14 protein-coding genes are annotated in these 13978 nt (G+C 72.4%); 9 read left to right on the top strand and 5 right to left on the bottom strand.

Going from position 1 to position 13978, the window contains the following annotated elements:
• Nucleotides 1-2: 2 nt before the first annotated feature.
• On the top strand, nt 3-494 hold the full coding sequence (locus AC21LY_RS18375; protein WP_489048002.1) for a DUF3093 domain-containing protein: 492 nt from the start codon (nt 3-5) through the stop codon (nt 492-494).
• 34 nt (nt 495-528) lie between these two features.
• Here the strand turns inward: AC21LY_RS18375 and AC21LY_RS18370 are convergent, their stop codons facing one another.
• Nucleotides 529-828 carry a DUF4193 domain-containing protein gene (locus tag AC21LY_RS18370; RefSeq protein ID WP_146432631.1) on the bottom strand — a complete coding sequence of 100 codons (300 nt, stop codon included), beginning with the start codon at nt 826-828 and terminating at the stop codon, nt 529-531.
• Between the two features lie 244 nt (nt 829-1072).
• Between AC21LY_RS18370 and cei the strand changes: the two genes are divergently transcribed.
• Nucleotides 1073-1798 (top strand): envelope integrity protein Cei, encoded by a 726-nt coding sequence (gene cei / locus AC21LY_RS18365; protein ID WP_489048001.1) that lies wholly within the window; start codon nt 1073-1075, stop codon nt 1796-1798.
• A 7-nt stretch (nt 1799-1805) separates the two neighbouring features.
• Here the strand turns inward: cei and AC21LY_RS18360 are convergent, their stop codons facing one another.
• Nucleotides 1806-2678, bottom strand: a complete 873-nt coding sequence (locus tag AC21LY_RS18360; RefSeq protein WP_489048000.1) for an inositol monophosphatase family protein — start codon at nt 2676-2678, stop codon at nt 1806-1808.
• A gap of 90 nt (nt 2679-2768) precedes the next feature.
• On the opposite strand from AC21LY_RS18360, the gene ppgK reads away from it, so the two are divergent.
• Nucleotides 2769-3512 carry a polyphosphate--glucose phosphotransferase gene (ppgK, locus tag AC21LY_RS18355; protein ID WP_489047999.1) on the top strand — a complete coding sequence of 248 codons (744 nt, stop codon included), beginning with the start codon at nt 2769-2771 and terminating at the stop codon, nt 3510-3512.
• A gap of 218 nt (nt 3513-3730) precedes the next feature.
• A complete protein-coding gene (locus AC21LY_RS18350; protein ID WP_489047998.1) occupies nt 3731-5179 on the top strand; it encodes an RNA polymerase sigma factor in 1449 nt (482 codons plus the stop codon).
• 87 nt (nt 5180-5266) lie between these two features.
• Here the strand turns inward: AC21LY_RS18350 and AC21LY_RS18345 are convergent, their stop codons facing one another.
• Complete coding sequence (locus AC21LY_RS18345) at nt 5267-5824, bottom strand: hypothetical protein (protein WP_489047997.1); 558 nt, start codon at nt 5822-5824, stop codon at nt 5267-5269.
• Between the two features lie 107 nt (nt 5825-5931).
• Between AC21LY_RS18345 and AC21LY_RS18340 the strand changes: the two genes are divergently transcribed.
• From AC21LY_RS18340 to AC21LY_RS18320, 5 genes are all read left to right on the top strand, one after another.
• On the top strand, nt 5932-7050 hold the full coding sequence (locus tag AC21LY_RS18340) for a sensor histidine kinase (RefSeq protein ID WP_489047996.1): 1119 nt from the start codon (nt 5932-5934) through the stop codon (nt 7048-7050).
• Entirely contained in the window at nt 7047-7688 is a 642-nt protein-coding gene (locus AC21LY_RS18335) for a response regulator (protein ID WP_489047995.1), read from the top strand. Before AC21LY_RS18340 ends, AC21LY_RS18335 begins: the two co-directional genes overlap by 4 nt.
• Before the next feature lie 32 nt (nt 7689-7720).
• Complete coding sequence (locus AC21LY_RS18330) at nt 7721-7975, top strand: type II toxin-antitoxin system Phd/YefM family antitoxin (protein WP_489047994.1); 255 nt, start codon at nt 7721-7723, stop codon at nt 7973-7975.
• Complete coding sequence (locus AC21LY_RS18325; protein WP_489047993.1) at nt 7968-8405, top strand: type II toxin-antitoxin system VapC family toxin; 438 nt, start codon at nt 7968-7970, stop codon at nt 8403-8405. Before AC21LY_RS18330 ends, AC21LY_RS18325 begins: the two co-directional genes overlap by 8 nt.
• Before the next feature lie 112 nt (nt 8406-8517).
• Entirely contained in the window at nt 8518-8946 is a 429-nt protein-coding gene (locus AC21LY_RS18320; protein ID WP_489047992.1) for a DUF6069 family protein, read from the top strand.
• Nucleotides 8947-9008: 62 nt separating this feature from the next.
• Here the strand turns inward: AC21LY_RS18320 and AC21LY_RS18315 are convergent, their stop codons facing one another.
• Together AC21LY_RS18315 and AC21LY_RS18310 are read right to left on the bottom strand one after the other, a co-directional pair.
• On the bottom strand, nt 9009-12191 hold the full coding sequence (locus AC21LY_RS18315) for an acetyl-CoA carboxylase family protein (protein WP_489047991.1): 3183 nt from the start codon (nt 12189-12191) through the stop codon (nt 9009-9011).
• Nucleotides 12188-13978: an AMP-binding protein gene (locus AC21LY_RS18310; protein WP_489047990.1), complete on the bottom strand. Its 1791-nt coding sequence runs from the start codon at nt 13976-13978 to the stop codon at nt 12188-12190. The genes AC21LY_RS18315 and AC21LY_RS18310 overlap by 4 nt, the downstream gene beginning before the upstream one ends.

The raw sequence follows: 13978 nt of genomic DNA, 5'->3' as shown, positions 1-13978 counted from the left end.
GCGTGTCGGACGATCGAACGGTGAAGACCTCGAAGCCGGAGGGCAGATACTTCGAGCGGCTCTCGGTGCCGTGGTACTGGTGGCTCGCAGGCGCGATCGTGGCGGGCCTGCTCTGCTACGAGATCACGCTGGCGACGCGCTGGGGGAACTGGATGATCGGCGCGTTCGTCCTGATCGTCGCGGTGATCGCGGTCCTGCTCTGGTCGATGGGCCGCGGCAGCGTCGCGGTGCGCGACGGCGAGCTGTGGGCGGGCAACGCCCACCTCCCACTGGACCTGGTCTCGCGCGCGGCCGCCGTTCCGGCCGAGGCGAAGAGTGCCGCGCTGGGTCGCCAGCTCGATCCCGCCGCATTCCTCTACCACAAGGGCTGGATCAAGACGATGATCGTCGTGGTCCTCGACGATCCCGAGGATCCGACCCCGTACTGGATGGTCTCGACGCGGCATCCGGAGAAGATGCTCGCGTCCATCCCCGCCGCGACCACGCTCGGTTAGCCGAGCGGGTCGCCGCGGAGCACGAGGGGCGCCGTCAGGCGCAATCGATGCAGATCAGCTCGCTGCCGTCGGGATCGGCGAGCCGGCTGCGGTGGTACACCAGGAAGCAGCTGGTACAAGTGAACTCGTCAGCCTGCTTGGGCACCACACGGACGCTCAGCTCCTCGCCCGAGAGGTCCGCACCGGGGAGTTCGAAGGACTCGGCGGTCTCGCCCTCGTCCACGTCCACCGTGCCGGACTGCCCCTCGTTGCGACGGGCCTTGAGCTCCTCGAGCGAATCCTCCGAGATCTCATCCGCCTCGGATCGCCGTGGAGCGTCGTAATCAGTTGCCATACCGTGTCATCCCCATCCTTGCTCGTGCCCCCGGTCTCGGGGTTTCCGAGACCGCCGGGCGCGTTAGTCCCGCGCGAGCGGCCCAGAGTGTAACTCACTCGGAGGACGATGTCACGGTCTTTCCGTGACGGCTGCCGATTCCACCACTCGCTGCCCGTCCAACGCACCGCATGCCCCGATGATTCCCCGGCGACTCCGCGCCGCCTCCCCGTTGCGCGTGCCCCGCTCCCGTACAGTCGGGGCCGTGGTCTCCCAGCTCACCGGCGCCGGCCGGCGATTCGACCGGAACGGCGAACCCTTCCGGCGACGCAGCACGTTGCCGATCCTCATCGTCATCGCCGTCCTCGCCGTGATCGCGGTCGCGACGTGGGCCCGCGCGATGTCCTCGCAGGAGGAGACCGCGGCCCCCGTCTCCTGCCCGCCCCCGGGCCCGGCGACGTCCGCGGCGCCCGCATCGGCCGGCGCTGCGGCGCGCGCCGGTGCGACCACGCCCGCACCGGCACCGAGCCGGTTCGACATCGTCTCCCCCGACGACCTCGTCTCGGTCCGGCCCGCGCCCCTGGCCGCGTCGACCGTGCGCGTGCTCAACGCCTCAGGTCAGGCGGGCCGCGCGGAGACCACGTCGAACAAGCTGACCGACTACGGCTTCGCGACTCCGCCGACCGGCGCCTACGGCAACGACACGGTGTATCCGGAGATGGCGTGCCAGGCGCAGCTGCGGTTCGGCGACTCGGGCCGGGCCGCGGCGGCGGCCGCGTGGGTGATCGCGCCCTGCGCGGAGCTCATCAACGACGGCCGGCGGGACAACTCCGTCGACCTGGTCCTCGGGACGTTCTTCACGGACCTCGAGCCCGGCACCGATGCGCAGGAGATCCTGCGCATCCTGCGCGCCGCCCCGGCGGGGGCCGCGGACGGCGGGGCCAACCCCGCGCTGGTCGCCGCGGTGCACAGCCAACCCTGCAACCGGTGACCTGGATCTAGAGCGCCTCGAGGCCCCCGGCGCTGCGCAGCAGCGCGATCATCCGGTCGGCGATACCCGGCGCGACCGCCAGCGTCAGGGCGCCGTCCGCGCCGGTGGAGCCGATGTCGGGCACCATGACCACGGCGCCCGCCTCCTGCGCGATCAGCGCGCCCGCCGCCCAGTCCCACACGTTCAGCCCGTGCTCGTAGTGGGCGTCGGCGCGTCCGGCGGCCACCATGCACAGGTCGAGCGCGGCCGAGCCGATCCGCCGCACATCGCGCACCTCCGGCAGGAGCTGCGCGAGCACCCGCCCCTGTTTCTCCCGCCGCTCCCGCGCGTAGCCGAATCCGGTGGCCACGAGCGCCAGACCGGGATCCGTGATCGGGTTGGCGCGCAACTCGCGGACGGCGCCGTCCGCGGAGATCTCGCGGGCCCCACCGCCCCGCACGGCGGCGTAGACCGTCCCCTGCACCACGTCCGCGACGGCGCCCGCCACGGAGACGCCGTCGACCTGGGCGCCGAGGGAGACTGCGTAGGCCGGGACGCCGTAGAGGAAGTTGACGGTGCCGTCGATGGGATCGACGACCCAGCGGACGGCGCCGGGCTCCCCCGGGTCCCCGCCGAACTCCTCACCGAGCACGGTGTCCTGCGGCCGGAGTTCGGCGAGCCGCTCGCGCACGAAACGCTCGGTCTCGGTGTCCACGACGGTGACGGGATCGGTCGGCGTCGACTTCGTGCTCACCCCGTCCGGGGACGTCCCGCGGTCACCGTCGAATGCGTTGGCTCCGAATACCTCCGCCCGGCGGGCCAGCACCCGCTGCGCGGCTTCCGTGACGACGGCGACGGCGATCTCGGACAACTCCCACCGGTTGTGTTGCACGGCCTCCACAGAACCACAATCCGCGGTAGTTTGTCAGCGCCGGGGGCACCCGGGAACAGGACGAGACGTCCGGCACTTCGAGGGATGCGGAGCGAGTACATGGCGGAGAATCTGGGGTTCGGCGTCGATATCGGCGGCAGCGGGATCAAGGGCGGCGTCGTCGACATGGACACCGGGGATCTGGTCGGCGAGCGCTTCAAGGTTCCCACTCCCCAGCCGTCCACGCCGGGCGCGTGCGCCGGTGCCGTCCGCGAGGTGATCAGCCACTTCGGCTGGGAGGGCCCCGTCGGCATCACGGTGCCCGCGGTGGTGACCAGCGGCACGGTGCGCAGCGCCGCGAACATCGACGCGGGCTGGATCGGCACCGACGCGAACGAGCTCTTCACCTCCACTCTCGATCTGCCCGTTACGGTGCTCAACGACGCCGACGCGGCGGGGCTCGCGGAGGACCGGTACGGCGCGGGACGCGACTTCGACGGGGTGATCCTGCTCCTGACCCTGGGCACCGGCATCGGCTCCGCCCTGATCCACCGCGGAACCCTCGTGCCCAACACCGAGTTCGGTCATCTCGAAGTCGACGGCAAGGAGGCCGAGCACCGCGCCGCGAGCTCGGTGAAGGAACGCCGCGAGTGGAGCTACGAGAAGTGGGCGGGACAGGTCAGCCGCGTCTTCCGCGAGTACGAGAAGCTGCTGTGGCCGGACCTGTTCATCGTCGGCGGCGGGATCAGCCGCAAGTCGGAGAAGTGGGTGCCGTTGCTGGAGGTGAAGACGCCCGTCATCCCGGCGAAGCTGCTGAACACGGCGGGCATCGTGGGCGCCGCGATGGCCTCGCGGCGCGACTGATTCCGGTCGGTTCTCCCGCTTTGACCGCAGGTGAATGCGGGCGGAGCAGCCGAATCGTTACAATGGGGGTCCGGCGTCGACACGCCGGACCAGACGCCGGACCTCCTCACCCGGACGCCGCAGCCACCACCGACGCCCCGTACAGCGCGGGAACGGTGCTGTTGTCGCGCCGTGGCGGAGTCCTCCGACGCACGCAGGCACAGTAGGAAAGGGCGTAAGTGGCAGCGACGCAGACCAGCTCCAGCGCACCGTCGGCAGACGGCGTGGACGGTTCGGCCACCTCGGCGGAGACCCCCGCCAAGAAGACCACCGCCAAGAAGGCACCCGCGAAGAAGGCCCCGGCCAAGAAGGCGGCGGCGAAGAAGGCACCCGCCAAGAAGGCGCCCGCGAAGAAGGCGGCGGCCAAGAAGGCGGCCGGCCCGGCGAAGCGGACCGCGAAGAAGGCCGCGGGCAAGAAGGACGCCTCCGCGGCCGGCATCGACGGTGGCGCCGAGGACGAGATCGATCCCGACCTCGACGGCGATCCCGATCCCACCGAGCTCTCCGACGAGGACATCGCTCTCGAGGCGGACGACACCGACGACGCGGCCGATGGCGCGCAGCCCAAGAGCGCCGTCACCAAGCCCGCGCCCGCGGACGAGGAGGACGAGGAGCCGTCCGCGGCCGACAAGGCGTCCGGCGACTTCGTCTGGGACGAGGAGGAGTCCGAGGCGCTGCGGCAGGCCCGCAAGGACGCCGAGCTCACCGCCTCCGCCGACTCGGTGCGCGCCTACCTCAAGCAGATCGGCAAGGTCGCGCTGCTCAACGCCGAGGAGGAGGTCGAGCTCGCCAAGCGGATCGAGGCCGGCCTGTTCGCCGAGCAGCAGATCAACCGCTGGCTCGAGCGGGGCGAGAAGCCCGCGATCGGCATCCGGCGCGACATGAACTGGATCGCCCGCGACGGCAACCGGGCGAAGAACCACCTGCTCGAGGCCAACCTGCGCCTCGTGGTCTCGCTGGCCAAGCGGTACACCGGCCGCGGCATGGCCTTCCTGGACCTGATCCAGGAGGGCAACCTGGGCCTGATCCGCGCGGTCGAGAAGTTCGACTACACCAAGGGCTACAAGTTCTCCACGTACGCCACCTGGTGGATCCGCCAGGCGATCACTCGCGCCATGGCCGACCAGGCCCGCACCATCCGCATCCCGGTGCACATGGTCGAGGTCATCAACAAGCTCGGCCGCATCCAGCGCGAGCTGCTCCAGGACCTGGGCCGCGAGCCCACGCCGGAGGAGCTGGCCAAGGAGATGGACATCACGCCGGAGAAGGTGCTGGAGATCCAGCAGTACGCGCGTGAGCCCATCTCGCTGGACCAGACCATCGGCGACGAGGGCGACAGCCAGCTCGGCGACTTCATCGAGGACTCCGAGGCCGTGGTGGCGGTGGACGCGGTCTCGTTCACCCTGCTGCAGGACCAGCTCCAGTCTGTGCTCGACACCCTCTCCGAGCGCGAGGCCGGCGTGGTCCGCCTGCGCTTCGGCCTCACCGACGGCCAGCCGCGCACTTTAGACGAAATCGGTCAGGTCTACGGCGTCACCCGCGAGCGCATCCGGCAGATCGAGTCGAAGACGATGAGCAAGCTGCGGCACCCGTCGCGCTCGCAGGTCCTCCGCGACTACCTGGACTGAGCGCGTCCCGCTTTTCGTCCGCTGCTCCCGCGATCGCCCCGGCGATCGGGGGAGCAGTCTCGTTCCGGGGGGGGTACCGACAGTGCCTCAGGCCGACGCGCGCTCCCCTCGCCCCGCGACCCACAACGGCCCGGTGACCAGCCAGATCACGGTGATCACCCCGAGCGTGCCGAAGCCGGTCATCAGGTCATCGCGTTGCGCATCGTCGGCCACGGTGTAGCCCAGCCCCAGCGTGACGACCCCCGCGATCGCGACGGCGCCGAGCCAGCGGGAGAAGTCGGCCCACTCCTTGCGCGTGCGCTCGGGACCGAGCTTCGGCACCGTCCGCGGCGCGGGACCGCCGGCGAACCGGTGCGCGAAGCGCTCGTCCGCCCAGGCGATCATGCGGTGCCCGAACATGACGGTGCACCCGAGGTAGATCCCGGCGAGGCGGTGGGCGAATCCGACCTCGCCACCCCGGTACAGGTCGGCCGCGACGGCGGCGATGAGGACCACGTCCAGCACCGGGACGAGTGCCAACGTCACCGTCGCGGCGCGACGCAGCCGCAGGACGTAGCGCAGGGCGAGACCGCCGACGACGAGCACCCAGAAGCCGATCTCGCAGGCGGCGATGGTCCACAGCACCGGACTGTTCAGCTCTCTCATGCCCTGCACTGTGCCGGGCACGCGCCCGGTCGTCGTCCCCCCGCCGGCGCCCGCCCCTCCCCCGTTCGGGGGACCCGTCGGCGCCCCCGATGTGCTGCAATGGGCGAATGAAACCGGTGCGGGGCAGGTGGTCGTCGGAGTACGCCGCCGTGCCGGCCGTCGGGATCTGCCTGGTGGGGGCGGTGCTGTGGGCGGCGGGCGGATGGTCGGCCCGCACCGAGACGGAGGCCTTCTACCCCTGGCAGGTCAAGGCGGGGCTGCTCTGCGGCGCGCTCGCGATCCAGTTGCTGGCGCGGCGCCGCCCGGCCGTCGCCTTCGGGCTCATGCTGGCGCTGGTCGCCTGGGATCTGCCGTTCGGGCCGTCGGTGGTGCTGTGGATCGCCCTGTCCGACGTGATCTACCTCGCGGTGGCGACGGGGACCGACCGGCTGCGGGACGTGGTCTCGTGGACCGTGCTCGTCCTGACCGTCGGGCTCGTGGCCGGCGCGATCGCGCTCGCGGGGGTGAAGGCCGGGATGTACGCGATGCTCGTCCTGGCCGCGATCGCGTGGTCGCCGATCGGCTACGGCCGGGCCGTGCTGGCCTATCGCAGGCTCGCCGAGGTGGAACGGGACGAGGGCGAGGCCCGGCGCGCCACCGCGCTGGCGGACGAGCGCCGGCGCCTGGCCCGGGAGCTGCACGACACCGTCGCCGGGCACCTCTCGGCGGTCGCCATCCTCGCCGACGCGGCGCAGCGCACGCCGCGCGATCCCGCGGTCCTGCAGTCGATCCGGTCCGGCAGCCTGGCCGCGCTCGAGGAGATGCGGGCCACGATCAACCTGCTCACCTCACCCGACGACGCCGCGGTGCGCACGACCCTCGCCTCCCTGGAGCCGCTCATCGAGACCGCGGGGGCGGCCGGCGTCTCCGTCCGGCTCAGCCTGCCCGACGGTGCCCTGCCGACCGCCGTCGAGGCCGCGCTCACGCGGATCCTCGGTGAGGTGATCACGAACGCCACCAAACACGCCCCCGGTGCCGCGCTGGACGTCGTCGTCGAGTCGGACCGGGAGGAGATGACCATGATCGCCACCAATCCCCTGCCCGGCGCGGGGTGGTCGGAGGGGTCCGGCAACGGGCTGCGCAACATCGCCTTCCGCGCCGAGTCCATCGGCGGCTCCGCGACAGCGGGACCGTGCGGCGGCCTCTGGCAGGTCCGCGCGACGATCCCCGTGGCGGTGGCGCGGTGACCGTCACCGTCGTCCTGGCGGACGACCACGCCGCGATCCGGGCCGGCCTGCGCCTGCTCCTGGAGTCCACCGGGGAGGTCCGGGTGGTCGGCGAGGCCGCCGACGGTGCCGCCGCCCTGCGCCAGGCCCGCGCCCTGCGCCCGGACGTGGTGCTGATGGACGTGCGCATGCCGCGGGTGGACGGGCTGGCTGCCACGGCGTCCGTGGTGGCCGAGACCGACTGCGCGGTGCTCGTGCTGACCACCTTCGACCTGGACGACTACGTTCTCGGCGCGCTGAACGCCGGCGCCAGCGGCTTCCTGCTCAAGTCGGCCGGCGGCGACGAGCTGATCCGCGCCGTCCTCGCGGTCGCCGCCGGCGACGCCGTGCTGGATCCGAAGGTGACCCGCGCGGTGATCGCGGCGCTCCCCCGGCCCGGCGCCGCTCCCGCGCCCGTCGACCTCGGCGCGCTCACCGACCGCGAGCGCGACGTGCTCGCGGGCCTCGGCGAGGGCCTGTCTAACCAGCAGATCGCGCGACGCCTCGACATCGGCGAGGCGACCGTCAAGACGCACGTCTCCCGCGTGCTGATGAAGCTCGGCGTCCAGTCGCGCGTCCAGGCCGCCGTGATCGCCGCGCAGACCGGTTCCGGCGCATAGCCTCCTATAGCATCACCCGCTATCCTGATCTCATGGCCAGGACGATCAGCCAGGCGGAACTGCGCAACGGCAGCGCGGGCGTGATGGATGCACTCGAAGCGGGTGATGCCTTCATCATCACGCGCAACGGGCGGCCGGTCGGGGAGCTGCGTCCGATCCGCGCAACGCGCGAGGTCACCACGACAGAACTGAAGCGCCGTTTCGCCAGGTTCGCGGTCGCCGCGACCGGGGCCGAGGAACGAGCGGAGATCGATGCCGGGTTCGGAGCGGAACGCCTCGATGACTGACGGCGCCGCGACCGCACGGCACGCCGTCGGCCTGCTCGACACCTGCGTCCTCATCGACATCGAGCGCATCGACGAGTCCGAGCTACCCGTGATCGTCAAGATCAGCACCGTCACACTCGCAGAACTAGGACTCGGTGTCGCCATGGCGTCCGACGCGCCGACCCGCGCTCTGCGCACCGAACGGCAACTGGAGGTCGAGCACACGTTCGACGCCCTGCCGTTCGACTCCGCGGCAGCGCGAAGGTTCACAACAATGGCCTCCTTGATCACCGCCGCCGGTCGCAGCCCGAAGCCGCGCAAGGTCGATCTGATGATCGCAGCGATCGCGTCCGTCCACGGGCTCCCCCTGTTCACGAGCAACGCGAGCGACTTCGCCGGGCTGGAATCGGTGCTGACGACGGTTCCGGTCGGGCCCAGCGCGGCCGAGTAGATCCGAGGTTGCGTCGCCGCTCCGCGCGCCGAAGCATCCTGCGGGCTTGACCTCAAGAATACTTCAGGTTGTCTGATGGAGTCGTTCCAGAAAAACGACTCCAGGAGACACCATGACCGCCATCGACAGTCCCGCACCGTCGACCTTCCGCCTCAACCGCACGACCGCCGTCCTCGGCACCGTCGTCCTCGCGCTGCTCGCCAACCTCGTCCTGTGGCTCGCCGGCCTCGCCGCCGGCGGCGACTTCACCATGACCGATCCCGACGGCGCCCGCGCCTCGGTGGCGCCGGGCGGCGTCGTGCTGATGACGGTAGCGCCGCTCGCCGTCGGCATGACCGCCGCGGTGCTGCTCTCGAAGCTGTGGGCGCCGATCCTGCGCGTCGCGGCCGTCGTCGGCGCGGCGGCGTCGTTGGGCACCATCGCGGGAACACTCGCCGCGGACTTCGACGGTGCCTCCACGACGACGCTCTCGCTCATGCACGTGGTGATCGCCGCCGTGCTGGTGACCGCCCTCGAGGCCCTCTACCGGCGGGTGCGCTGACCGCGGGCCGTCCCACCATCACCCGATGGGACGGCCCGCAGCGGATCCGTACCCTCGTCCCCTCACCGGGCGAGGGTACGGATCCAGTTCCGGGTGGTGGCGGGGTCGATCACGTCGTCGAGTTCGAACGTGGTGGCGGCGTGCAGGGCCCGGCCGCGCTGGTACGCCAGCGCGAGCAGCTGGTCGAACAGCTCCGCGCGGGCGGCCTCGTCGGGCGCGGCGGCGAGCTCCTTGCTGAAGCCCAGCCGCACGGCGCCCTCCAGGCCCATGCCGCCGATCTCGCCCGTCGGCCAGGCGACGGTGAACTGCGGGGCGTGGAAGCTGCCCCCGGTCATCGCCATCGCCCCGAGTCCGTACCCCTTGCGCAGCACGAAGACTCCCACGGGCACCGTGAGCCGCGCGCCGAGCACGAAGAGCCGGGAGAACCGCCGGACGGTCGCCTGCTCCTCCGCCTCCGGTCCGACCATGAACCCCGGTGTGTCGCACAGCGAGATCACCGGGAGACCGTGCGCCTGGGCGAGTTCCAGGAAGTCGGCGAGCTTGTCGGCCCCCTCCGCGTCGATCGCGCCGCCGAGGTGCCGGGTGCTGTTCGCGATGAGCGCGTAGGGCTTCCCCTCGACCCGGACCAGCGCGGTGATCACGCCCACGCCGTAGTCGCGGCGCAGCTCCAGGGTCGAATCCTCGTCGACGATCGCGGCGATCGCGGACCGGACGTCGTACGCACGCAACCGGTTCTCCGGGACCACGTGGCGGGCGATCCGGGGGTCGGGCGCGGTCCAGGTCTCGACGGGGCCGGTGAAGTAGCCGAGGTACCGCCGGGCGCGGTCCACCGCGTCGGCCTCGTCGTCGGCGACGACGTGCACGACGCCGTTGCGCCGCTGCACGTCGATCGGACCGATCGCCTCGGGCCGGAACTCACCGAGCCCGCCGCCGGAGATCATCGCGGGACCGCCCATGCCGATGTTCGCGTCGGGGGTCGCGATGATCACGTCGCAGATGCCGGCGAGCGCGGCGTTCCCGGCGAAGCACCGGCCCGAGACTACGGCGATCAGCGGGACGCGGCCGCGGAGCGCGCCGAGCGACCGGAAGGTCGGAACATCCAGGCCCGCGACGATGTCCAGATCCGTATCGCCGGGGCGGCCGCCGCCGCCCTCCGCGAAGAGCACGATCGGCACGCCGCGCCGCTCGGCCACGTCGATGAGCCGGTCGGTCTTGGCGTGGTTGCGCCACCCCTGCGTGCCGGCGAGGACCGTGTAGTCGTAGGAGATCACCATCGCCTCGGCGCCGCCGATGGTCGCGAGGCCGCCGATCAGCCCGTCCGCGGCGCCCGTCGCGATCAGGTCCTCCTCCGACCGGCGGGCGCGCTGCGCCGGCAGGAGGAGCGCTCCGTACTCGGCGAAGCTGCCCTCGTCCACGAGGTCGGCGATGTTCTCCCGCGCCGTGCGCCGGCCGATCCGCCGCCGCTTGGCGACGGCCTCGGGCCGGCCCTCGTCGAGGGTCACGCGGTGCCGCTCGCGCACCTCGTCGAGGTCCGCGCGGGACCGGTCGAGATCCAGTGCGTCCGAACCGGCGTCGTCCGCCACGGAGCCGCCGGCGGGGAGATAGGTGAGCAGCGGGGTCCCGGCGGTCACGGTCTGCCCCGGCCGCACCAGCACCTCGCCGACGGTGACGGGCACCGCCAGGACCTGCTCGTGCTCCATCTTCATCGCCTCGAGCACCACCAGGGCGGTGCCCGGTTCGGCCGCGGCACCCGCCTCCGCCACGGCGACGACGGTGCCGGTCAAGGTCGCGGTGAGCACGTCCCCGTCGAGGTCCACGACGGGCGGGGCGGCCGCGTCGGCCGCGTCCGCCTCGGGGAGGAGGTCGCCGATCCGGCGCGCGAGGTATCCGGTGTCGACGGGGCCCGAGCGGAACTCGGGGTCGGCGAGGACGGCGCGCAGCAGCCCGAGGTTGGTCCCGGGCCCCTCGATCATGAACTCCGCGAGCGCCGCATCGGCCTTCGCGAAGGCGCGAGCCGGGGTGGCGGCCCGCACTATCACCTTGGCGAGCAGCGAGTCGTAGCGGGCGGAGGTGGTCAGGCCGGGCCGGCCGTAATCGTCCACGCGGACCCCGGGGCCGGTCGGCGGGGTGTAGCCGGCGAGGGTGCCGGCGGAGGGCAGGACGGTGCCGTCGCGCTGGGGCTGCTCCAGGTTGACGCGCGCCTGCACGGCGGTCCCGTGGGCCGCGGCGGGCGCACCGTCGACGACGCCGTCGCGGCAGCCGATCGCGGGCGGCAGGCCGAGTTCGCCCAGCGGCGCGCCCTCCGCGAGGGCGAGCTGCGCGGCGACCAGGTCGACGCCGGTGACCTCCTCGGTCACGGTGTGCTCCACCTGGATCCGGGGGTTGACCTCCAGGAACACAGCGGCACCGTCTCGCACGAGGAACTCGACCGTCGCGAGCCCCCGGTAGCCGGCCGCGGCGCACAGCCGCGCGGCGTGACCGTGCAGTTCCGCGCGCAGCCCGTCGTCGAGCGCCGGCGCGGGCGCCACCTCGATGAGCTTCTGGTTGCGGCGCTGCACGCTGCAGTCCCGGTCGCCGAGGGCGACCGCCGCGGCGCCGTCGCCGATCACCTGGACCTCGATGTGCCGGGCGCCGGTCTGCAACTCCTCCGCGAAGACGCGGCCGTCGCCGAAGCCCAGCTCCGCCTCGGAGACGCAGGCACGGTAGGCGGACTCGAGTTCCTCGTCGAACCGGGGGCCGGGCAGCACGGCGCGCATGCCGCGCCCGCCGCCGCCGGCGACCGCCTTGATCATCACTCCGGCCGGGCGGCCGGCGGCGAAGGCGCGCACCGTCGCCAGATCCACCCCGCCGTCCGTGGCCGCCGGTACCGGCACGCCCGCGGCGACGGCCGCGGCCCGCGCGGCCGCCTTGTCGCCGAAGGTGCGCAGCACGCCGGGGTCCGGGCCCACGAAGGTGAGGCCGGCGGCCGCGCAGGCCGAGGCGAAATCGGCGTTCTCCGCGAGGAAGCCGTAGCCGGGGTGCACCGCGTCCGCGCCGGTGCTCGCGGCGGCCGCCAGCACGGCGTCCTGGTCGAGGTACGCGGCAGGGCCGGACCCCGCGAGCGCGACCGCGTCGTCGGCGGCGGCGACGTGCGGGGTGTCCGCGTCGTCCGCGGCGTAGACCGCGACCGTCGGCACTCCGAGTTCCCGCGCGGTGCGGATGATCCGGAGCGCGATCTCGCCGCGATTGGCGATGAGCAGCTTCACTTGTCGTTCCCTTCGCCCGTGATCCGAGCTGCTGTGTCGTTCGCGGCCCCGTCGGCGTTCCCGCCCGGAGCCGCGTCGGCGATCCGGGCGGCCCGCTCGAACAGGTCCCCCTTGCGCACCTTGCCCGTGGCCGTCATCGGCAACGCGTCGACGATCACGAAATCGGGCACCTTGTAGCCCGCCATGTTCTCCCGCGCCCACGCCGTCAGCTCGTCGACCTCCACCGGCCCCGCGGAGACGACGAAGGCGAGCGGGACCTGCCCCTTCCGCGGATCCGGGCGCGGCACCACCGACACCGAGCCGATCGCCGGGTGGGCCTTGAGCAGCGCCTCGACCTCCGACGGGAACACGGACATGCCGTTGACCTTGATCATCTCCTTCGTGCGCGCGAGGTAGTGCAGGGCGCCCCACTCGTCGATCCTGCCGACATCGCCGGTGTGCAGCCAGCCGTCGCGCACGGCCTCGGCGGTCGCCTCGGGCCGCCGGTGGTAGGCGGTGAGGATCGACTCGCTGCGGACCACGATCTCCCCGGTCTCGCCGAGCGGGACGGGCGCACCGTCGGGGCCGACGATCAGGATGTCCGTGCCGGGCACGGGGAGCCCGCAGAAGACGGGGTCCGACGTGAGGTCGCGGTCGTCCTCCTGGAAGCCGAGGGTGAAGGTGTCGGCGGTGTGCGTCTCGGTCATCCCGTACGAGGCCTCGCGGAGCACGCCGCCGGTGAGCTCGCGCCACCGGGCGCGCAGCTCGGGGGTCAGCTTGAGCACGAAGGACACCGCGAGCGGATTGATCAGCGAGCGGAAGGCGGCACCGTCGAACCCCGGTAGGTCCATCATCTCGACGTAGTTGTCGACGGTGGCCACGGTGTCGGTGACGCCGTGCCGGGCGATGAGCGCGGCGGCGGCCGTCGGGTCCCACCGCGTCATGAGGACGACGGTCTGGCCGTTGAGCAGGGGCTTGAGGATGCCGAAATCCTCACCGGCGATCCAGAAGACGGGCAGGAAGTTCAGTCCGACGGACCCCGGGGCGCCGATCGGTCCGCCACCGGACAGGGTCGCGGTCGCCGCCGTGTAGGCCATGTGCCGCTGGGTGTGCTCGCACCCCTTGGGCAGGCCGGTGGTACCGCCGGTGTAGTTGAGCGCGGCGAGGGCGTCGGGATCCGCCTCCCGGTCGGGGGCACGGTCCGCCCCGAGCACGCGATGCCAGTCGCTGCGCGGGTCGGGCGCGGTGTCGAAGGGCACCGGGACGTCGGCCGGGATCGCCGTGTCCGCCAGGAGGTCCCCGAGGGCGGTGGCGAGCACGGTGTGCACGGCCGTCTCCGCGCGCACCGACTCCACGAGGTCCAGCAGGTCGGTCTGCGCGAGCAGCACGCCGACCTCCGCGTCCTGCAACTCGTGCTGCAGCTCGCGCCCCTTGAGCAACGGGTTGACCGGGACGTGCACCGCGCCGAGCTTGAGAATGCCCAGCATGGCGATGGAGAACTGCGGGCAGTTCCCCAGGTACACCCCGACCGCGTCGCCGGCCCGGACGCCGAGGGAGGCCAGCAGGCCGGCGAACCGGTCGGACAGCTCGTCGAATTCGGCGTAGCTCACGTCCCGCCCGTAGAAGGCGATCGCGACCTGCTCCGGACGCTGCCGCGCCCAGTGCCGCAGGTGCGCGGTCATCGTCGGTGTCCCCGCGGGGTATTCGACGGTGCGCGGAACCTGCGCCGGCCAGTTCCGTGCACGCAGGGCGTTCACCTCCGCAGCGGCGGCGTCGAGGGCGAGCACCCGGTCGGTGGTCTCGGTCAC

The sequence above is a fragment of the Tsukamurella sp. II2bb genome (assembly GCF_057815145.1).
The sequence above is the reverse complement of the archived record's forward strand: the minus strand, read 5'-3'. Positions and strand labels throughout refer to the sequence as shown.

Excerpts from the sequence above, each read along its gene's own strand:
- AC21LY_RS18320 (WP_489047992.1), top strand. The coding sequence starts at position 8,518 with ATGACCGCCATCGACAGTCCCGCACCGTCGACCTTCCGCCTCAACCGC.
- ppgK (WP_489047999.1), top strand. The coding sequence starts at position 2,769 with ATGGCGGAGAATCTGGGGTTCGGCGTCGATATCGGCGGCAGCGGGATC.
- AC21LY_RS18370 (WP_146432631.1), bottom strand. The coding sequence starts at position 828 with ATGGCAACTGATTACGACGCTCCACGGCGATCCGAGGCGGATGAGATC.
- AC21LY_RS18340 (WP_489047996.1), top strand. The coding sequence starts at position 5,932 with ATGAAACCGGTGCGGGGCAGGTGGTCGTCGGAGTACGCCGCCGTGCCG.
- AC21LY_RS18345 (WP_489047997.1), bottom strand. The coding sequence starts at position 5,824 with ATGAGAGAGCTGAACAGTCCGGTGCTGTGGACCATCGCCGCCTGCGAG.
- AC21LY_RS18325 (WP_489047993.1), top strand. The coding sequence starts at position 7,968 with ATGACTGACGGCGCCGCGACCGCACGGCACGCCGTCGGCCTGCTCGAC.
- AC21LY_RS18330 (WP_489047994.1), top strand. The coding sequence starts at position 7,721 with ATGGCCAGGACGATCAGCCAGGCGGAACTGCGCAACGGCAGCGCGGGC.